The sequence below is a fragment of the Vibrio sp. V42_P2S4T144 genome (genome assembly GCF_009904715.1).
In the GTDB taxonomy this organism is placed as follows: domain Bacteria; phylum Pseudomonadota; class Gammaproteobacteria; order Enterobacterales; family Vibrionaceae; genus Vibrio; species Vibrio alginolyticus.
On record NZ_WXWS01000098.1, the window covers coordinates 1 to 20,845 of the forward strand.

Genomic DNA, 20,845 nt, shown 5'->3' on the forward strand with positions numbered 1-20,845 from the left:
CTAAACGTTAATTAAGTAATTGTTATAAAAAGAATTAAATCACAAATTGAATCCTATCCCCTGATACAAAATTCAGACTTATCAACTATAACATTTAACAATTGGATAATTTTCTGCCAATTTTTTTGTTATGATTCGCTCGCTTTTTCAAACGATTGGATTGAAAAAGGTGCCGTTTCCAAATAGGAAACTCCAGAAGTGATTTATGGTTATTTCCGGGTAAATAATGAATATAAGGAAGGGAAATTCATGGCATTTAACAAACTTCTCAAAGTAGGCGCTATCGCTGCAGCCGTAATGGGCGCAGGCGCAGTTAACGCTCAAGAGTTTATTACCATCGGTACTGGCTCTGTGACTGGTGTTTACTACCCAACTGGTGGTGCTATCTGTAAGTTGGTAAATAAAGGTCGTAAAGACCACAACATCCGTTGTTCAGTAGAATCGACTGGTGGCTCAATTTACAACGTTAACACTATCCGTGCAGGCGAATTAGATTTTGGTATCGTGCAATCGGATTGGCAGTACCACGGCTACAACGGTACGAGCAAGTTTGAAGAACAAGGCCCGTACAAGAAGCTACGCGCAATGTTCTCTCTTCATACAGAACCTTTCAACATCATTGCGCGTGCAGATTCAGGTATTGAAAACGTTGAAGACCTGAAAGGTAAGCGCGTAAACATCGGTAACCCAGGCTCTGGTGACCGTGCTACGATGGGCGTTGTCATGGAAGCAATGGGTTGGACAAACGACAGCTTCAAATTGGCGTCTGAGCTAAAAGGCTCTGAACGCTCTCAGGCACTTTGTGATAACAAAATTGACGCCTTCATTTACATGGTCGGCCACCCGAACGGTTCAATCAAAGAAGCAACCACATCATGTGATGCGAAGCTAGTTTCAGCAACAGGCCCTAAAATCGATAAAATTGTTGCCGACAACCCATACTACGCCTTTAGCTCAGTACCGGCTGGTATGTACCGCGGTACAGACAAAGACGTAAACAGCTTTGGTGTTGCAGCAACAATGGTAACGACCTCTGATGTTTCAGACGATGTCGCTTACAACGTGGCAAAAGCTGTGTTTGAAAACTTTGATACCTTCAAACGTCTACACCCTGCATTCGCAAACTTGAAGAAAGAAGATATGGTGAAAGCTGGTCTTTCTATTCCTCTTCACCCAGGTGCAGAAAAATACTACAAAGAAATGGGTCTAATTAAGTAATTTCCTCAGACTCTACATACAGGCAGGAAAGAATATTTTCTGCCTGTTTGAGCATACAGGTTGTAGCACGTTCTAACTGTATGCTTCATTCGCCAGTTTTCTTCTGAAAACTGCGAGCTCATACCCAAGAAAACTTAAACGCCGCCTAACAGAGTATCCAACAATCAACACTTTGAGTTCAGGCAGCAAAATACTCGAAAGCAAACTTCGCTCCATTCACTACACTGATAGAGGCGAAGTGTGGTTCTCGATAAAAATCAGACAGGACCATCAATAATAAGGAAAAAGTACATGGCGACGAATCAAGCTCCGTCACAAGATGTGCAAGAAATGGTGGCTCAGGCAGACACAGGTGCACGTAGCCCTTCGGGAATGCAAGGACGAATCCTTTGGTTTGTTCCTCTGTGTTGGTCACTATTTCAATTATGGTACGCATCCCCGTTACCATTTATTTTCAATTTTGGCGTACTAAACGACACGGAAGCGCGATCTATCCACCTTACTTTCGCGATCTTTTTGGCTTTCACTGCTTATCCAGCGATGAAGAATTCTCCTCGCGATCATATCCCTCTTGTTGATTGGATACTCGCGTTGGCTGGCAGCTTTTCAGCAGCCTATATATACCTTTTTTATACCGAGCTAGCAGGACGCTCAGGCGCACCGACAACGGTTGATATCGTTGTTGCTGTTATCGGTATGCTCCTCCTTTTAGAAGCAACACGCCGAGCACTTGGTCCACCATTAATGGTCGTGGCTGCTGTTTTCCTTACTTACACCTTTGCAGGCCCTTACATGCCTGACGTTATCGCGCACAAAGGGGCAAGCTTGAACAAGGCCATGTCTCACTTGTGGCTAACAACAGAAGGCGTATTTGGGGTTGCGCTAGGTGTTTCTACCTCTTTTGTCTTCTTGTTTGTATTGTTTGGAGCAATGCTGGAACGCGCTGGTGCTGGTGCTTACTTCATTAAAGTTGCCTTCTCGTTACTTGGCCATATGAAAGGTGGTCCAGCTAAAGCGGCCGTTGTTGCATCAGGTTTATCTGGTCTGGTTTCTGGTTCTTCAATCGCAAACGTAGTAACAACTGGCACCTTTACCATTCCACTGATGAAGCGTGTTGGCTTTCCCGGCACAAAAGCGGGTGCGGTAGAGGTAGCGGCTTCAACCAATGGTCAGTTAACACCGCCAATCATGGGTGCAGCAGCATTTTTGATGGTGGAATACGTCGGTATCTCCTACGTTGAGGTGATTAAAGCTGCCCTACTTCCAGCGCTAATCTCTTATATTGCTTTAATTTACATTGTTCACCTTGAAGCATGTAAAGCAGGCATGACAGGCCTTCCTCGTCGCCACAACCCAACACTAGTACAAAGTCTGCTGTCCTTTACTGGCACAATCTTAGGATTGTGTGTGATCAGCGCATTGGTTTACTACGGAGTGGGTTGGACAAAGGACGTCTTTGGTGATGCCGCGACACCAATTGTTACCGTCGCACTATTAATCGCGTACGTTGGGTTGGTGAAAGTCTCAGCAAATCACGTGCAAGATGGCGCAATTGAGATTGATGCAGAATTAACAGAAGTACCTGATCCTGGCCCAACCGTTAAGTCAGGCTTGCACTACCTACTCCCTATCGTCGTATTGGTTTGGTGTTTGACTGTCGAACGTTTCTCACCTGGCCTTTCGGCATTCTGGGCAACGGTGTTCATGATTTTCATTTTGCTTACTCAACGTCCGTTGATTGCACTGCTGTCAAAGCAAGGTGACATGCTTCAGCAAACCAAAGATGGCTTTGTCGATCTTGCCGAGAGCTTAGTTTCTGGTGCGCGTAATATGATTGGTATCGGCGTTGCAACCGCGGCAGCGGGCACCGTTGTTGGTGTTGTTACACTAACGGGTATCGGCCTAGTGATGACCGACTTCGTCGAGTTTATCTCTGGTGGCAGCATCATTCTTATGCTGCTCTTTACCGCCATCATTAGCTTGGTTCTGGGGATGGGTCTGCCAACAACGGCGAACTACATCGTGGTCTCTACGCTAATGGCGCCGGTTATTGTTACGCTCGGCGCAGCACATGGCTTAATTATTCCGTTGATAGCGGTGCACTTGTTCGTTTTCTACTTTGGTATTTTGGCCGACGATACCCCACCTGTAGGCCTTGCGGCTTTTGCAGCAGCAGCAATTGCGAAATCAGATCCAATTCGTACTGGTATCCAAGGTTTTACTTACGATATTCGAACCGCTATTTTGCCGTTCATGTTTGTGTTCAATACCCAGCTATTGTTAATGGGGATCGACTCTTGGTGGCATTTGGCACTCACGGTCATCTCATCGATCATTGCAATGCTGATTTTCTCTGCGGCAACTCAAGGGTGGTGGTTCACGCGTAACAAGTGGTGGGAAACAGTCCTATTATTAGTACTGACGTTTTCGTTTTTCCGTCCAGGTTTTTGGTGGGACATGCTGTACCCAGCGAAAGTTCTTTCTCCTGGCGTTGAGGTAGCTCAAATCACGGAAACACTAAATGTAGGAGAATCATTGGAGTTACGTGTTGCCGGTGAAAACCTTGAGGGCGACTACATTGAGAAAACGGTTCGTCTTCCATTCGAAGACAGTGCGACAACAGCAGACGCACGTATTTCATCTATGGGTCTGATGCTGACCGAAAGTGACAACAAAATGATTGTCGATATGGTTGAATTTGGTAGTCCAGCAGAGTCCGCAGGTATCGACTTTGATTGGGAAATCAAGTGGGTTATCCAGGATGCAGACCGTCCGATGAAAGAGTGGGTGTTTGTACCATGCTTAATGATTTTGCTGGTGCTTGCAATGAACCAAAAACGTCGTGCTCGTAAGGAACAATTGAGCGCATAACCGATTTGGCCCCGAGGATAAAGGGGCCTTAATGAGAGACATTGAATGTACAAACAAATTCTTGTTCCGGTTGATCTAAATGACCAAGGCTTTTCAGACCGAGCGGTTGAACTAGCGGTTTGGCAGGCAAAGCAAGCAAATGCTCAAATCCATCTTCTGACGGTACTACCTGGTATTCACATGTCGATGGTTGCCACATACTTTCCGAAAGATGCTGCGGCCAAAATGAAGCAAGACGTGAAGCAGCAACTAAAAACTTTCGCTAATGAGCATATTGCTGAAGATGTGGTTTACCAAGTGCATGTTGCTGAAGGCAAGGCCTACGCGACCATTCTTGATTATGCAGAACGTTTAGGCGCAGATCTCATCATTATGCCAAGTCACAAGCGCTCTAAAATCAATAAAGTAATGCTTGGCTCTGTCGCGAGTAAGGTTGTGGAATATTCTCCAATCAATGTGATGGTCGTAAAACCGCAAGGCTAAGTAAATACAGAAACGAAAAAGGACGCTAACATTAGCGTCCTTTTTATATTAAACAAGTAAGGGTTATGCCATCACTGGGTAATCGGTATAACCTTCTGCTCCACCCAAATAAAAGTGTTCTGGTTTCGCCTCATTAAGAGGTGCATTTTTCTTAAATCGCTCAACTAAATCTGGGTTTGCGATAAAGGGAACGCCAAATGCGACCACATCAACTTTGTTTTCTGCAATTGCTGTTGCCGCTTCTTGTGCACTGTAGCCCACGTTCGCCATTAAGTGACCTTTATAGTTTTCGCGTGCTGGCTTGAGAACATCTGCTTTTTGTACGCCTTTCAGATCCGCACGCATCACGTGCCAATAAGCAAGATCGAAAGAATTAAGTTGCTCTGCTAAGTAACGCACCAAGCCAACTGGATCACTGTCTTTCATGTCATTAAATCCATTTAGCGGAGATGTGCGCAGACCGACTCTTCCAGGTCCCCACACCTCAACGACTTCTTTCACTATCTCAAGTAAAAATCGAGCACGATTTTCAACCGAACCACCGTATTCATCGGTACGTAAATTTGAACCGTCACGAAGGAAGTTATCAATAAGATAACCATTGGCGCCATGTATCTCGACCCCATCAAAGCCTGCTTTCTTGGCGTTTTCTGCACCTTGTTTAAACGCCGCAACAATGGAAGCTATCTCATCCACTTCGAGTGCTCGTGGTACCGTATATGCTTGCTTACCCGAAGGGGTATGGACTAATTCATCACGAATGGCCAATGCGCTCGCCGCTACAGGTGTTTTTCCTTCATTCAGATCAGGATGACAAGCTCGTCCCGCATGCCAAATTTGCAGTACAATCTTACCGCCTCTCTCATGAACCGCATCCGTTACCTTTTTCCAAGCTGCGATTTGCTCTTCGTTGTAAATACCCGGCTCTGCCATGAAAGCAGACGTACCTTCCATCACCATGGTGCATTCAGCAATGATAAGTCCGGCACTCGCACGTTGAGCGTAGTATTCAACCATAAGGTCATTAGGAATATGGTCTGCGCCAGCACGAGCTCGCGTTAAAGGCGCCATAATGGCACGGTTATCTAATGCTAATTGACCGAGTTCGATAGGAGAAAATAAGTCTACAGAGTTGGACATGTTGTTTACCTCAAATGACAATAACTTGATGGCTAAGGATGAGGTGCCAGACTATAATCAGATTAATATTGAAACAATATGGATAATTGAAAGTGATTGTTCGCAATTTAGAAACAATTGACTTTAGAACGCTTTCTATCTTTGTCACAAGCTGTCGACTACTGAGCTTAACCAAGTGCGCGCTGGAGTTAAACCTACCAAAATCTACTGTTAGTAAAGCCATAACCAAACTCGAACAACACTTTGAAGCCAAACTCCTAGAGCGCACAACCCGAAAGTTAGTGATCACCGAAGCTGGCCAAATGGTTTTAGAGCGTGCTGCAAGCTTAGTTGAGGAATTCCACTCAATTGGCCATGACGTACAGGAGATGGAACAACAGATCCAAGGCCGGCTGCGTATTTCCGCGCCACCAGCGTTGGATGCGTATATGGCGGAACACATCTTTTTGCCATTTTTAAAACAATGGCCAAAAGTACAAATTGCGTTAGAAGCATCGAACGATTTTGTTGATCTGTTTTCACACGGCTTTGATATGGCAATTCGAGTCGGTCAGATAGTTGATGATCGATTGATCGCAAAAAAATTAGGCTATACCACTCGAGTCCTGGCTGCTAGCCCTGAGTATTTAGCTGAGTTCGGTGTACCTGAAACGCCAGAAGATCTGACAAAACACAACTGTTTGAGGTATCAATATGTTTCAGAAATAGGGCCTTGGACGCTGATCTCACACGATAATACCGTCAATGTTTCAATAACCAGTAACTTCTCAAGTACAACTGTAGAAGCAATATTGAAAGGCGCACTTAAAGGACTAGGCATCGCTAACTTACCTGTGCAAAACATGACGCAAGAGCTAGAAAGTGGCACCTTAGTCAGAGTGTTGCCGCAATGGCACACTGTACCAATGCCTATTTATTTAGTGTATCGTCCTGGAGCAAACCGCCCACGGCGCGTACAAGCAATGATTGACCATATCATGAGCTTAAGATCTCAATTTGAATTTGGCCCTAGGCATGGTTTGTGTTGCGGAGAAGCATAACCTAGCAACTATCAGGCACTAGCATGCGGCTCGGATAAATGCCGCAAGCTTCTCACTAGCATGCTGTTCACTCAATGCAGACATATCACCCGCGACTTCCACTTTACCATCCGCCACAAACACAAAGTGGCTGGCAATCGCTTTGGCATCGTTTAAATGGTGCGTGACCATCAATACGGTTATTCCCCGCTCTGCTGCGAGTTTTTTTACCAAGCTCAGCATCTCTTCACGCAACACCGGATCAAGCGCCGAGAACGGCTCATCCAACAGCCACATGGGATGAGGCTGAACAAAACAACGCGCTAAGGCAACACGTTGACGCTGGCCACCAGAAAGATGCTCTGGCAAACGGTCGAGGTACTCTGCAACACCAACTTGCTGCGCGGCTTGTTCAATCTGACGATTTTGGTCCACCGTGAGCTTTAGCCCCGGGTGTAAGCCCAAACCGATGTTGTCACGCACCGATAAGTGAGCAAACAAATTGTGCTCTTGGAACAACATAGAGAACGGACGCAGATAAGGCTCTTTACGCACAATGGACTCACCATCAACACAAATATCACCACGGTCAGGATGGATGAATCCTGCCACCAACGCCAGCAAGGTTGACTTCCCTGCCCCACTTGGTCCCATCAGCGATACAATCTGTCCTTGCTCAATCGTTAAGTCAAAACGAAACAGTTCACGTTGGTAGGTGTACTGCACATCATCCAACACTAACATTACGCTCTCTCCTTCGTTTTCAATACTTTCTCAATCAAGGCAAAACAGCCCACACTCAACAACAATAGGGTCACCGATACCACCGCAGCTGCGTCCATCTGATAACTGCCAAGCAACTGGAACAAATACAGAGGTAAGGTACGAAACTCTTGTCCGCCAAACAACGCAATAGCACTTAAATCGCCAATCGCAAACATAAAGCTGATCGCAAACGCATGTGCAAACGGCTTGCGTAGCGCCTGCCACTCCACCACTTTAAACCGTTGCCAGCCACGCATGCCTAAGCTGGCACATACATACTGATACTGTTGTTCAATGTGCAGCATTGGCTGCGCTAGCGTTTTGATCACGTAAGGCAAAGCCATCAAACCGTTCACCAAAATCACGACAAAAAATGCCAAGCTAAAAACATCGGTAAATGCGCGCAGTAGTAAGAATAAACCGGTGCTAATCACCAGACCTGGAGTCACCAAAATAACGGTGCCGATTAACTCAATCTGATCGGCTCGCGTGTTTTTGTACTGCAACCGCCAACGGCGACTGGTCAATAGTATGGACACCCCTGCAGCGACCGCAAGCGCGCTAGCGACACAGGCGACTTTGAGGGAGTTCAATAGCGCAGACCAAAAACGCTCATCGGTTAATACTGTCCAAACTTGTTGGTTGATGCCACTCAGTAACACCATCAATAACGGCGGTATTACCAGTAAAAAGGCACCTATAATCCAAAAGCTATCCCAAGCTTTTGACCACCCATGATCCTTCGTTAAATATTGCTGTACCGATGTGCTGCCAGCGCTTACTGAGACTGGCTTCGTCAACTTCTGTACGCCAATTGCTAACAAGCCACATAGTAGCATCTGCCACAGCGCCAATAACGCCCCAGCTTGTAAATCAAAATCAAACTTAATCGCTTGGTAAATGGCCAATTCAATGGTGGTGGATTTTGGCCCGCCCCCCAACGCCATTACAGTGGCAAAACTGGTAAAGCACAACATAAACACCAACCCACAAACGTGGGGAAGCTGCTGCCTTAAACGCGGCCATTCTACCCAGCGAAACTTATCCCAATGGCTCATCCCAAGATGCGCGCAAAGCTTATGCTGCTCGGCAGGAATAGACTCCAAGGCTTGCAGAAGCAATCGTGCCGCGTAAGGTAAATTAAAGAACACATGGGCGAGTAAAATGCCGTTCAAACCGTAAATAGAGAATGGCAGTTTAGTGTCGAAACTTTGCAACCACTGCGCCAACAAACCACTGTTGCCATAAATCGCTAACAGCCCAAAAACACCAACCAAAACCGGCAAAACCAGTGTCGATGCAAACAGCTTAAGCAGTAATGATTTACCAATAAATTGGCGACGCGAAAGTGCGTGCGCTACTGGAATGGCAAAGCCAACACTGAGCAATGTGGAAAGAAACGCTTGGTAGAAACTGAACTTGGTGACATGTTGATAGTACGGGTCGCCCCATACCACAGACACATCAAGTGAAGGGGCTTGAACAATCAAAGCACCTAGGGCAGAAATAACAAAGGTCGCGATGATCATCGCGACCCCTAAACCTATTTTTGGAACAGAATTCAAAGGTAAAACCTATCTCATTCAGATGAGGGTGGAAACGTCAGCTAAAACGTCAATGCGCTTTGCCATTCGCGAATCCAAGACTTACGCATTTTTGCCACTTCATCAGCACTAAAGCTCAACGACTTGCTTGGAACACTCAAAGTTTCAAAACCTTTAGGTAACTCAACGTCAGTGACTGGGTACATCCAGTTACCCGTTGGCATCGCCGATTGGAACTCATCACTTAAAATGAAACTCATAAATTGATCAGCAAGTTCTGAATTTTTTGCCCCTTTCACTTTGGCGGCGACTTCAACTTGCATGTAGTGGCCTTCAGCAAAACTCGCCGTAGCAAACTTCGAATCGTTTTCCGCAATTAAGTGGTACGCAGGTGAAGTGGTGTAAGAAAGCACTAAATCGGACTCACCATTGAGGAACATAGAATACGCCTCAGACCAACCTTTCGTGACCGTTACGGTTTTGCTCGCTAGCTTCTGCCACGCTTGCGTCACATCGTCGCCATAAATAGATTTAATCCATAGCATTAAGCCTTGGCCCGGCGTTGAAGTCCGCGGATCTTGGTAAATCACTTTCAGATCGTCGCGCGTTTCCACCAGCTCTTTCATGCTTTTCGGCGGATTAGCCAGTTTCTCTTTGTTGTACACAAACGCGAAGTAGCCGTAATCGTACGGTACAAACGTCGTGTCACTCCAACCGTTTGGTAACACTGTGTTAGCCGTATCCACATTGTGCTCGGCAAGCAGACCGGTTTTCTTCGCTTCTGCCATCAGATTGTTATCCAAACCTAACACGATGTCGGCTTTGCTATTACCGCCTTCAAGACGAAGACGATTCAGGATCGACACACCATCGTCTAATGCCACGAAGTTAACGTCACAGCCACATTTTGCTTCAAAAGCTTGCTCGATTTTAGGACCTGGGCCCCAATCTGCGGCAAAAGAGTCGTAGGTATAGATGGTTAATGTGTTTTCAGCGGCAAACGCTGAAGTAGAGGTGATTGCAGCTAGGGCAATCAGATTTAGAGTGGGTTTCACTGCTCGCTCTCCATGAGTATTTCAGAGAAATAAGTTGAGCGGCACAGGGTTTGAGGCGGCTATTAAGGACTTCCAATATCCAGACTCAATTCCTACGCCAGCATTATCTGGTTCAGGTAATACGGGTCCCTAGTTAAACACTTAGGTCTCAGCGCCCCAATGCATTGATTGACTCAATGCTAAATGGGTTTGCTCCCCGATGAGTTGGATGGATTGTAAAGGTATTTGAGTGGTTACACAATCAGCTCACGAACGCTGGTCATAACCCCAACGAGGCACCAAACCTTGCTCAATACCTAAGTGGTCGAGAATTCTCGCCACCATAAAATCCACTAAGTCTTCAATGCTCTTTGGCTGATGGTAGAAACCCGGAGCCGCTGGCATGATGGTGACGCCCATTTGCGATAGCTTGTGCATGTTCTCCAGATGTAGCGTTGAAAATGGCGTTTCGCGAACCACGAGCAACAGCTGCCCGCGCTCTTTCATTACTACATCAGCGGCCCGTTCGATCAAGTTGTCCGACATACCGTGTGCTATGGCCGCAACGCTTCCCGCAGAGCATGGGCAAACCACCATTTGCTTAGGTGCAGCAGAACCAGACGCAACCGGCGAGAACCAATCGTCTTTACCGCAAACGGTGATGTTATTTGGATTGCAGTTCAGGTGCTCTACCAATGCTTGCTGCGCCGCTTCTGGGCCACTTGGCAACTTAAGATTATGCTCGGTTGCCATCACAACACGAGCTGCCGAAGAAATCAGAACGTAGACATGATAATCCGCCGCAACCAAGCATTCTAAAAGACGAAGGCCGTAGGGAGCACCAGAAGCCCCCGTTAATGCCAACGTGATGGCTTTTTTGTGAGAGGGTTGTGTTTTGTTTTGCATATCAATCAGGCTTTTTGTTTTAACTGCTCAAGAAGTTTTCCGTGAATACCACCGAAGCCACCATTACTCATGACTAGAATTTGGTCACCTGCTCGCGCACGTTCGACGATCTTGGCTACAAAGTTATCTATATCCGCATCGACAAACGCTGGCTGTTTGCATTGGTCGGCAATGTCTTGCACAGACCACTCGATATTATCTGGCTGGAACAAGAAGACTTCATCTGCACTGTGTAGTGACTCTGCAAGTGTGTTTTTGTGTACACCACGCTTCATGGTGGCAGAACGCGGCTCTAACACAGCAAGGATGCGTTTTTCACCTACCTTGTTACGCAAACCACCGACAGTAAGTTCAATTGCCGTTGGGTGATGCGCAAAATCATCGTAAACCGTCACACCTTGTTCTTCACCTTTCAGCTCTAAACGGCGCTTGGTATTGATGAAACGCCCTAATGCCTGGCAAGCAAGATCCGGAGTGACTCCAACATGTCGTGCAGCAGCGATCGCCATCAGTGCATTATCCACATTGTGGTCACCCACCAAATTCCATTCGACGGTACCAACCTTCTCGCCTTGCAACGCAACGTCAAATTTTGAGCCATCAAGCACTAATTTGTGCGCTTGCCAGTCACCATTCTCACCAGAGAACTGTTTTTCAGTCCAGCAGCCACGCTCTAATACATCCGCTAACGCCTGATCTTTTCTCGGCGCTAAGATCAATCCATTGCCCGGTACAGTTCGCACTAAATGATGGAATTGGCGCTTGATCGCTTCTAGATCATCGAAGATATCAGCATGATCAAACTCAAGATTGTTCATGATTAAAGTGCGAGGATGGTAATGCACAAACTTAGAACGCTTATCGAAAAAAGCACTGTCATATTCGTCCGCTTCAACGACAAAAAACATACTTTCACCCAAACGAGCAGACACTCCGAAGTTACCGAGTACCCCACCGACTAAGAAACCCGGTTGATAACCACAATCTTCAAGTATCCAAGCAAGCATGCTCGACGTGGTCGTTTTCCCATGTGTACCCGATACCGCCAATACCCAACGATCATGCAGCAAAAACTCGTTGAGCCACTGCGGGCCAGAGGTGTAACGCATGTTAGTGTTGAGCACATGCTCGACACAAGGGTTGCCACGGCTCATCGCATTACCAATCACCACAAGATCTGGTTGAGGGTCGAGTTGAGACGGGTCAAAGCCTTCAATAATTTCAATACCTTGAGACTCAAGCAGTGTGCTCATTGGCGGATAAACGTTGGCATCAGAACCAGTGACTTTATGTCCTAATTGGCGCGCTAGAATCGCTGCGCCGCCCATAAATGTGCCACAGATACCCAAGATATGAATGTGCATAAACTAAACCTTGTAATGCGTTTTTTAATGCTTTCATTATCGCGATTACCGCCTGAAAAGCGAGTGACTTTAGCCTTCTTCTTGCAGTCCCTTTCACAAATATGACAAGGTTGAACACAGACTGTACAACCTCTTGCTTACTGATGAATCCCTCAAACAAGTCTACAAATAAATTGAGATCTCAAACAGTTACTTCATTACCATTAAAAAGATCTGCGACTTAAACTTACATCCAGCGCAATCGTTTAACATCCATAAAGAGATGCTCACTTGCGCACTACCCCCAATGAAATGAAAATGTAAGGATTAACCATGTCAGGACTGCGCACCCTAGGCGAGTTCATTGTCGAAAAACAAGCGGATTTCCCCCACGCTAGCGGTGATCTATCATCCCTTTTAGCCTCCATTCGTTTAGCTGCAAAAATCGTTAACCGCGAAATCAACGCAGCGGGTCTCGGTGATATCACTGGTGCTGTAGGCACGGAAAATGTCCAAGGTGAAGATCAGCAAAAGCTCGATGTTTACGCGAACGATAAGTTCAAAGCCGCGCTTGAAGCTCGTGATCAAGTGTGTGGCGTTGCCAGTGAAGAAGAAGACGAAGCAGTTGCGTTCAATAAAGAACTCAACCAAAACGCCAAATATGTAGTACTGATGGACCCACTTGATGGTTCTTCTAACATCGATGTGAACGTCTCTGTTGGTACTATCTTCTCGATTTACCGTCGTGTTTCTCCAATCGGTACTCCACCAACTGAAGAAGACTTCCTACAACCTGGTCACAAACAAGTGGCTGCGGGCTACGTAATTTACGGCTCCTCCACCATGTTGGTATACACAACAGGTAACGGCGTAAACGGCTTTACTTACGACCCATCTATCGGCAGCTTCTGTCTTTCTCATGAAAACATGATGATTCCTGATGATGGTAAGATCTACTCCATCAACGAAGGTAATTACATTCGTTTCCCTCAAGGGGTGAAGAAGTACATCAAGTACTGCCAAGAAAACGTGCCAGAAGACGGTCGCCCATACACTTCTCGCTACATTGGCTCGCTGGTTGCTGATTTCCACCGCAACCTACTGAAAGGCGGTATCTACCTTTACCCAAGCACACAAAGCCACCCACAAGGCAAGCTACGCCTGCTTTACGAATGTAACCCTATGGCATTCCTCATTGAGCAAGCTGGCGGCATTGCATCGGACGGCGTGAATCGCATTATGGACATCAAGCCTACTGAGTTGCACCAGCGTGTACCTTTCTTTGTGGGTTCGAAGAACATGGTTCGCAAAGTTGAAGAGTTCCTTGAACTGCACCGCGACGAAGAATAATTTCAGACCTTTGTCCAACGCGGCAGGTGTTTACCTGCCGCGTTTTTGTCGCTAAAGTGAAACGCGAATTTATCATCAGATGAAGCCGCTTTTGTGTGACTCATCGTTAATGAAAAGGAATATTCTAATGAGCTTAAACCATGTACCAGCAGGCAAGTCGCTGCCTGAAGATATCTATGTCGTTATCGAAATTCCTGCAAATGCAGATCCAATCAAGTACGAAGTAGATAAAGACTCTGGTGCTGTATTTGTCGACCGTTTCATGTCTGCACCAATGTTCTACCCATGCAACTATGGCTATGTGAACAATACCCTGTCTCTTGATGGCGACCCAGTCGACGTATTGGTACCAACACCATACCCACTCATGCCAGGTTCAGTCATTCGCTGCCGTCCTGTTGGCGTTTTGAAGATGACAGATGAATCGGGTGAAGATGCAAAAGTGTTTGCGGTTCCCCACTCAAAAATCTCGAAAGAGTACGAGCACATCCAAGATGTGGACGATATCCCAGAACTACTGAAAGCGCAGATCACGCAATTCTTTGAGCGTTACAAAGAGCTTGAAGCAGGCAAGTGGGTGAAAGTGGATGGTTGGGCAGATGTTGCTGCCGCCAAAGCTGAAATCCTAGAATCTTACGAGCGAGCTCAGAAAAAATAAGCATCACTGCTGATACAAAATTAAAAAGAGCTGCTCTAGGGCAGCTCTTTTGCTTTCATCTTACCTGTGTCAACTAGGTAGGTGCGCCTGCTGAAGACATTCGTCCAGCGTCGTAGTCATGTTGAAAGAAGGGGTCAACATCATCACAAATGCCAAAATACGGCCGCCCGATAACACCGAGCATATAAGCACTTTGCTCGCAATACTCTTGCTTGCCTTGCTGGTAACCCGCTTGATAAGCCATTATCAGTTCTGCCGTCGCATGGTTAACATCATCCAGCTTCGCAATTCGCTCCTCAGATAACTCCCGTAATCCATCTAAAGCTGACTGCTTACCAAACACTTGCCAATCGGTCACATTATTCGAAGTCGGTAGTGTTGTTTGTGCGCATGCAGCAAGAAGCAACGCCATTGATCCAACTACGAATGTTTTCATCGTGACTCCTTAGTGTTTAGCTCGTTGCTATTGATAATGTCAGTATAGCTCACACCTTTTGACACCAATCTCCGGAAGCGATTTCTTCGGTTAATTGCTCAGTATCTTGATATAAGTAGATCCAAGCTTGGCCAAACGGCGTAACGATGCTCTCTCGGCGATATTCCACTGGCACATCTTCTAACCTATCTAGCTCGGATAAGGTTTCATCATCAATCAGATACACTTCACCTTGAATCGAGCGTTGCCCATCAGACAACGCTGGATAAGGGCCTAAGTCATACATTGCAAATTGAGCATCCGTTTCATGTAAACCAAGAAACTGCGCCGAGCGCAAATACTGATGGTTGTACTCTCCCTTGCGTAACGTGCCGTAGACAAAAATCAAATGCTGCATAACCACTCCTTAGTCATGACTGTGTATGCTTAGGTTAAAGCACTTTAATCGAACTCAAACTGATAGAGTAGGTCAACGGCGCTATCTACACCAGATACCGCTTCTAAATACAAGTCTTGCATCAATCGGTAACGCACAGTGAACTCACCTAGGGAGTTAAAGATGCCGACACCATATTTCACCTGCAAACCTGGCAGAATATAACCACTCACCGTCACTTGCGAATCATCGCCCGACCCAGCAGTGTCCAGCTGTAAATCTTGTACGCCAAAGGCTTCACCGATTTCACCAACCACACGACCACTCTTCGCCAAGCTTAAACCAATTAAGGTAGTCGTCATTGCATTACCACCGGCTTCACCATCAATATCTTGACCACGAAGTAGATAAGAAAGTGCATTGGCTTGGTTCATCGCGGGCTCTGAGAAAATTTCTATACTCGGATCAGATGCTGGGCCCGACACTTGTACCCCCGCAATGACATCATCTTGGGTATTGTCTGGATTACGAATCGCTTTGATAGACAAGTAAGGTTGGTCTGGTGGACCATTCATCAGAATCTTACCTTCTTTAATCAATAAGTCCTGACCAAACGAACGATAAGAACCATCGACAACATTCACTTCACCAACGATGAACGGACCTTTGTCTTTTTGTGTCACGTTTAGGTTCCCTTTCAACCCACCTTTTAAGCCAAAAGCGGCAAGTTGGAAGTCATCACCAATTTTAATGTTGATGTTCGTTTCCACATCAAACGGCATCGCAGCGACATCGTCCACTGGCTGCAAGTTTTTATCGAGAATAACGGTATCACTCGATACGCCTACTGCACTTGGTGGAAGCTCTTCGACGACAATTCTTCCCCATGGCAAATTAATATCACCCTCAATTTTCGCAAGCTGAGGAGTCACATCTATTGTCATGTCAGGCTCAACTTTGATTTTTACCATTGGGGGCAAATCAACATTGAGCTCTTTAGCAAATACACGCGCTTTAGTGCGCCAGTTCTGTAAGTCCTGCCAGTCGGCATCACCAGTAACGTTCAACTCACCATCCGGGGTTAAAATTCCGGCATCCAAGTCCGCTTGATGACCTTTAAAGTTGATGACGACCTGTCCTGAGTTTATATCTATCGGTGTGACTTCACCCTGTAGCTTCATCTGGTCAATCAAGAACTGGCCGTTCACCTTCGGATGCATGACGTCACCTGATATCGCTAGGTCAGTATTCATGTTTGCTTTAAACAAGCTGTACTCACCAATCAACGGTGCCAAGAAATCCAAGTGGAACGTAGATAGTGAAACCTTACCATCAATAGTGGGCTTTTCAGACGAGACATTCAGTAAAGAAACCTTACCAGACAAGTCACCGTTATCTTTCACATCAAATAGCCACTCGGCATCAAGCTTGTCTTTCGCTAATGCCGCTTTAAAGTTGAAGCTTTCCCAACCGACTTTAATTGGCTGTTCAAGCGCTTGTTCAACTTGGCCTTTTGGCATATTGACACTTAAGGTTACTTCAGGCTTTTTCTCTGGTGCCCATTTAGCAAAAGCCTGTGCATTAACCGAGCCTTGCAGCTTGGTTTCTGGCGGCAGGAATTGTTTGATTTGGTCAAAATCAAAATCATTGATGGCTAACTTCGCCTGGCCACTCTTACCGACACTAATGTCTTCGGTTAGACATACGCTCGACTCCGCTTGCAACCAACAATGCGCTTGAACGTTCGCGATCTGTTTGTCGATATTGACCTTCACCGCGGTCGATTTTTGCAACGCCCACGGGCCTTGTTGCGAGCTCAGCGTCAAGCGGCGCAGCGCCCCATCCCAAATCATTTCTGGTTTCTGCTGGAATGTCCCTTCAATTTCTAAACTGGTCGACACCAGGTCAGATACTACATCGAGCGTCAGTTGATGCAGTTTTTCATCCCCAGAGACTTCAAGGTCAGCACTATCAACTTTTATGTCGTCATAGATAATGTTGTTCGCAATAAGGCTTATATTCGCTTTTGGTGCTGGCAGAGGCTTCACATCGCCCTTTAAGGTGATCGTTTCTACGTTCGCCTGTTGCTGCCAGTTAATCTGATTTAAAGCGAGATCAAGATTGATGTCTGGTTCTTTCAAGCTACCACGTAGTGCGACTTTACCTTGCATCTTACCTGCAAGGTCCGGAACACTTTTCGCAAAATCAGGGAAGTTAACCTCAACATCCATCAGAATTTGCTTATCTATCTTACCCTTTGCACTGAGTTGGTTTGGACCATGAGAAAGCGCTAAACCCTGAGTGGTAAGTTGGATGTCTTCGCCTTTGCCGTTTTTATCAGACGCTTCAAGTTGCCCTTCAACATTCAGCGGGTAACCTCGCAAAATGCCGTCAATGTCTAACTTAGGCAAACTGACTTGCCAACCGCCTTGTTCTGTTAACGACCCCGAAGTCGAAAGATTACCGCTGATATCCCCTTCGGCTTCTTTCCACTGCAATCCTGGTTGAATGTTCTTCAGGTTTAAGTCAGCTTGCCAGTTGATTGGCGCGGCCCAATTGGCCATGACTTTCCCAGAGAGTTCGCCCCCTAAGGTTTTCACTACAAGGCTTTCGAGGTCAATTTGCTCTAACGTACCTTTGCCGTTTAGTGCGACATCAACAGCGGGAATATCTTTGCCCGAAGCTTTGGTTTCTAATGCGACTTCGTAGCCATCAAGTGAGCCTTTTGCCGCCAAGCTTGGTACAGAAACCTGGTAATCGCTTTGTCCAAATAGCGGCCATTGGGCCTGTACATTTTTAATCGCGACATCAAACGGTAACTGCGTTTTAAGCGGTTGAATATCACCTTTGATCTCCGCTTGTACAAGCTCAGAAAGCGTAGCATTTAGTGACAAATCACCAACCGAACCCGAGACCGAAAGCGACAGTTTTTGTCCCTTCGCATCCGCTTGCTTCACTAACGCGTCCAATTGCGCTTTGATAGGGTAATCAGAAGAAAGCGTCACTTGTGTGCTCAACTTGCCTTCCACTTCTGGCATGTCGAGCTCTAACGTTTTGACATCAACACGTTCACCGCCTGCTCTTGCAACCAAACCAAGATGATTGACGATCACTGGCGTTTCACCTGCCAGTTTGAAATTGTGAATATCAAGACGACGCGCTTCCACCGTCAGCGGAATCCATACTTCGGGTAACACAATATCTTGCGGCGTAGCATCGGCTTCTTTCGGCTCTTCAACAACCGCTTCAGGTTCAGCTTCACTTGGTGCTAAAGCCACATTAATGTCTTTCAACGCGGTAGGTGCGATCACCAAACGATCGCCTTGCATCGACAAAGCGGTCGAGAATGTTTGCCAATCAATTTGATTGCCCAGCACATTGACATTGATATCATTAAAGCGGACTTTATTAACAAAAATTGGCACTGGCGTACTGATAGAACGCAGTGGTGGTGTTTCCTCTTGCTCCTCGCTTGCTGGCGGTAGCTCTGGCATCTTAAAGTCAAGCCCCTGCAGTCTTAACTCATCGACACAGACCTTAGGGTCAAAGAAGCAGCGGAAGTTCACTGCCAAAGCTAAACGCTCGACTTTGGCGTCGATATTCAAAGACTCATCGACAAAACTGACGTTATGCAGTTCGAAGCGAGGAAACAATGAACCCTGCACTTTTTCAATCTGCAATTGTGGTAATGCTTTTTCAGCTCCCCACAAGGCAAATTTGAGGCCTGGGTGGGTAAACAAAACTGTCGCGACAATAATGATGAGCAACAGCAATAGACCAATCAAACTGAGCGACAGCCATTTGGTCCACTTAAACATCATTTTGATCATAGCTCAGGCCCCAATGAGAAGTGGATACGAAACTCTCGTTCTGGTTTTGCATCCAACCCCCATGCAAAATCAAAACTAACAGGGCCCACCGGAGACGCCCAGCGGATACCAACACCAGCACCTGATTTCCAATCTGGTGTTTCATTAAACGCATCACCAATATCGTAAAACGTTGCAGCCCACCAGTTTCCATAAACACGATATTGGTATTCTAATGTACTGCTAACAATGTATTTACCACCCGTCAAAGCACCACTCTCATCCACAGGTGAAATAGATTCATAGCCGTAACCACGAATATTATTGTCACCACCAGCGAAGAAACGCAGCGACGGTGATAGCTTTTCAAGTTCATCGGTAATATTCGCACCACCTTCTAAGCGGAACAAACCACGATGATTCTCTCCAATACCACGAATCCAAGAAGTCGAGCCAATTAAGCGGAGCACTCTAGTTTCAGAAAGCATAGCGGTATCACCATACTCAATAGTGATGCTTTGCTTGTCTCCCCACATTGGCATATTGCCCCCTCGAACCCTAGTCCGAGAAAATGTCGCACCTGGAAGTACGAAGTTGAATTCATCATCTTGTAAACCTTGCGTAAAGCTCTCGTACAAATGACGAACATAAACGGTATTATGCCAACCACCGTCTGCTAACCAATGACGCTCCACTGCAAGGTTAGACTCGATACTCTGCGTGTCACGGTTGTCTAGGTTTTTAAGCCCATATTGAACTTGATAATAATCGTTAGCGACATCTTCTAAAGGAATTTTGTAAGAAGCAGTCACGGTTTGCTCTGGCTTAGATAGGGATAAAGCGGTGTTGAAACTGTGTCCTCGGGAGCTCACCCAAGGTTTCTTCCACTTCAACGTCCCTCGAACGCCGACATCCGTTGAGTAACCAATACCCGTCTCGATCTGATTCTTGGAAGCAGGAGATAAAGACACTTTAATTGGCAAGTCTCGGCCATCATCAAGCCTATCCAATTCAGGCTCAACAAAAACTGAGGAAAACCACTCCGTATTTGATAGCTTCTGGTTAAACTCGCCCAGCTTCGAAACGTTGTATGGGTCCCCTTCTTTAAAAGGTTGTAATGATGCGACACGATCTTCCCAGATGTGGTTGCCAATAAAAGAAACGTCGCCAAAATTGAAACGTATTCCACTGCTGTAGTGCAAACGGACATTAGCTTCGTTCAGATCAGGGATAACCTCTAATCGACTTAGCGTAAACTCACCATTGAAGTAACCACGCTGAAGCGCCAAGTTACGAATGCCTGACTTAAGGCTGTCGTATTGGCCTTGATTCAAAACTTGACCAACTTTGAGCGGAGAGCGCTCAATAAGTTTTGCAAACTCTTCATCGTCCTTGGCCTCTCCAGTGATGACCACATCCATGACTTTCACTTTCACTGGCAAGCCCGGCTTGATGAGCACAATTAACTCATCATTCGCTTCAGGAATAGAGTATGAAATTTTTGCATGATAATACCCAAGCGCGTTAAGCGCTTCAGTGATACTTTGATCTAATCTCGCTTGAAAACGCAGAGAAGTGGAGTAATCCTTCTCTGGAATAGATGATAGATACGCACTGACATTCTCTTCTAAAGCGCCATCAATGCCTTTCAAAGTCAAAGAAACATCGGCATAGGCACCATGAGAAAAGGCAAACAGGCCAACAATGGTGGGGAGAGCTTTTTTTATCATGCTTTTATGGCTGAATGAGGTTAAGTAAACGTAAATAATGATAACGCCAATTAGATTCTAAGTCTGTAATATTAATAGGTTTAACGCGGTCTATGTCATCACAGCATCAGATACAGACGAAATGAAAAAGTTCGCAAATTTAAGACACGTATTGAAGGACAAA

General features: G+C 46.0%; 16 protein-coding genes and 1 riboswitch. Of the genes, 6 read left to right on the forward strand and 10 right to left on the reverse strand.

Annotated features, from left to right (window positions below):
* Positions 1-249 precede the first annotated feature (249 nt).
* From CAG68_RS03070 to CAG68_RS03080, 3 genes are all read left to right on the forward strand, one after another.
* Positions 250-1,218: a TAXI family TRAP transporter solute-binding subunit gene (locus CAG68_RS03070; RefSeq protein ID WP_005379657.1), complete on the forward strand. Its 969-nt coding sequence runs from the start codon at positions 250-252 to the stop codon at positions 1,216-1,218.
* A 291-nt stretch (positions 1,219-1,509) separates the two neighbouring features.
* Complete coding sequence (locus CAG68_RS03075; protein ID WP_017820274.1) at positions 1,510-4,089, forward strand: TRAP transporter permease; 2,580 nt, start codon at positions 1,510-1,512, stop codon at positions 4,087-4,089.
* Between the two features lie 45 nt (positions 4,090-4,134).
* Entirely contained in the window at positions 4,135-4,572 is a 438-nt protein-coding gene (locus CAG68_RS03080; RefSeq protein WP_005379654.1) for a universal stress protein, read from the forward strand.
* Positions 4,573-4,635: 63 nt separating this feature from the next.
* Here the strand turns inward: CAG68_RS03080 and CAG68_RS03085 are convergent, their stop codons facing one another.
* Positions 4,636-5,712 (reverse strand): alkene reductase, encoded by a 1,077-nt coding sequence (locus CAG68_RS03085; protein WP_053349696.1) that lies wholly within the window; start codon positions 5,710-5,712, stop codon positions 4,636-4,638.
* Positions 5,713-5,804: 92 nt separating this feature from the next.
* Here CAG68_RS03085 and CAG68_RS03090 point away from each other — a divergent pair, with 92 nt between their 5' ends.
* On the forward strand, positions 5,805-6,752 hold the full coding sequence (locus tag CAG68_RS03090; RefSeq protein WP_005379650.1) for a LysR family transcriptional regulator: 948 nt from the start codon (positions 5,805-5,807) through the stop codon (positions 6,750-6,752).
* A gap of 18 nt (positions 6,753-6,770) precedes the next feature.
* Here CAG68_RS03090 and thiQ read toward each other — a convergent pair whose 3' ends face one another.
* From thiQ to mpl, 5 genes are all read right to left on the reverse strand, one after another.
* Positions 6,771-7,475, reverse strand: coding sequence for a thiamine ABC transporter ATP-binding protein (thiQ, locus tag CAG68_RS03095; RefSeq protein ID WP_054728444.1), 705 nt, complete (start codon positions 7,473-7,475; stop codon positions 6,771-6,773).
* Complete coding sequence (gene thiP, locus CAG68_RS03100; RefSeq protein WP_161440776.1) at positions 7,475-9,061, reverse strand: thiamine/thiamine pyrophosphate ABC transporter permease ThiP; 1,587 nt, start codon at positions 9,059-9,061, stop codon at positions 7,475-7,477. Before thiP ends, thiQ begins: the two co-directional genes overlap by 1 nt.
* Positions 9,062-9,102: 41 nt before the next feature.
* Positions 9,103-10,095: a thiamine ABC transporter substrate binding subunit gene (gene thiB / locus CAG68_RS03105; RefSeq protein ID WP_161440777.1), complete on the reverse strand. Its 993-nt coding sequence runs from the start codon at positions 10,093-10,095 to the stop codon at positions 9,103-9,105.
* Between the two features lie 72 nt (positions 10,096-10,167).
* Positions 10,168-10,304: riboswitch (TPP riboswitch) on the reverse strand.
* A 37-nt stretch (positions 10,305-10,341) separates the two neighbouring features.
* Complete coding sequence (locus CAG68_RS03110) at positions 10,342-10,980, reverse strand: flavin prenyltransferase UbiX (RefSeq protein WP_025768362.1); 639 nt, start codon at positions 10,978-10,980, stop codon at positions 10,342-10,344.
* Positions 10,981-10,985: 5 nt separating this feature from the next.
* Positions 10,986-12,344, reverse strand: a complete 1,359-nt coding sequence (gene mpl / locus CAG68_RS03115) for a UDP-N-acetylmuramate:L-alanyl-gamma-D-glutamyl-meso-diaminopimelate ligase (protein ID WP_161440778.1) — start codon at positions 12,342-12,344, stop codon at positions 10,986-10,988.
* Between the two features lie 312 nt (positions 12,345-12,656).
* On the opposite strand from mpl, the gene fbp reads away from it, so the two are divergent.
* Positions 12,657-13,673 (forward strand): class 1 fructose-bisphosphatase, encoded by a 1,017-nt coding sequence (gene fbp / locus CAG68_RS03120; protein ID WP_005383114.1) that lies wholly within the window; start codon positions 12,657-12,659, stop codon positions 13,671-13,673.
* A 127-nt stretch (positions 13,674-13,800) separates the two neighbouring features.
* On the forward strand, positions 13,801-14,331 hold the full coding sequence (ppa, locus tag CAG68_RS03125) for an inorganic diphosphatase (protein ID WP_005379635.1): 531 nt from the start codon (positions 13,801-13,803) through the stop codon (positions 14,329-14,331).
* Between the two features lie 73 nt (positions 14,332-14,404).
* Here the strand turns inward: ppa and CAG68_RS03130 are convergent, their stop codons facing one another.
* Genes CAG68_RS03130 through tamA form a run of 4 tightly spaced genes read right to left on the reverse strand, consistent with a single transcriptional unit; the run spans position 14,405 to position 20,682 of the window.
* Complete coding sequence (locus tag CAG68_RS03130) at positions 14,405-14,767, reverse strand: DUF2799 domain-containing protein (RefSeq protein ID WP_161440779.1); 363 nt, start codon at positions 14,765-14,767, stop codon at positions 14,405-14,407.
* Between the two features lie 49 nt (positions 14,768-14,816).
* Positions 14,817-15,164, reverse strand: a complete 348-nt coding sequence (locus CAG68_RS03135; protein ID WP_033906019.1) for a gamma-glutamylcyclotransferase family protein — start codon at positions 15,162-15,164, stop codon at positions 14,817-14,819.
* A gap of 44 nt (positions 15,165-15,208) precedes the next feature.
* On the reverse strand, positions 15,209-18,973 hold the full coding sequence (gene tamB / locus CAG68_RS03140) for an autotransporter assembly complex protein TamB (RefSeq protein ID WP_161440780.1): 3,765 nt from the start codon (positions 18,971-18,973) through the stop codon (positions 15,209-15,211).
* The gene (gene tamA, locus CAG68_RS03145; protein WP_005383121.1) at positions 18,970-20,682 is read right to left on the reverse strand and encodes an autotransporter assembly complex protein TamA; all 1,713 of its coding nucleotides are present in this window, start codon (positions 20,680-20,682) and stop codon (positions 18,970-18,972) included. The genes tamB and tamA overlap by 4 nt, the downstream gene beginning before the upstream one ends.
* Positions 20,683-20,845 lie beyond the last annotated feature (163 nt).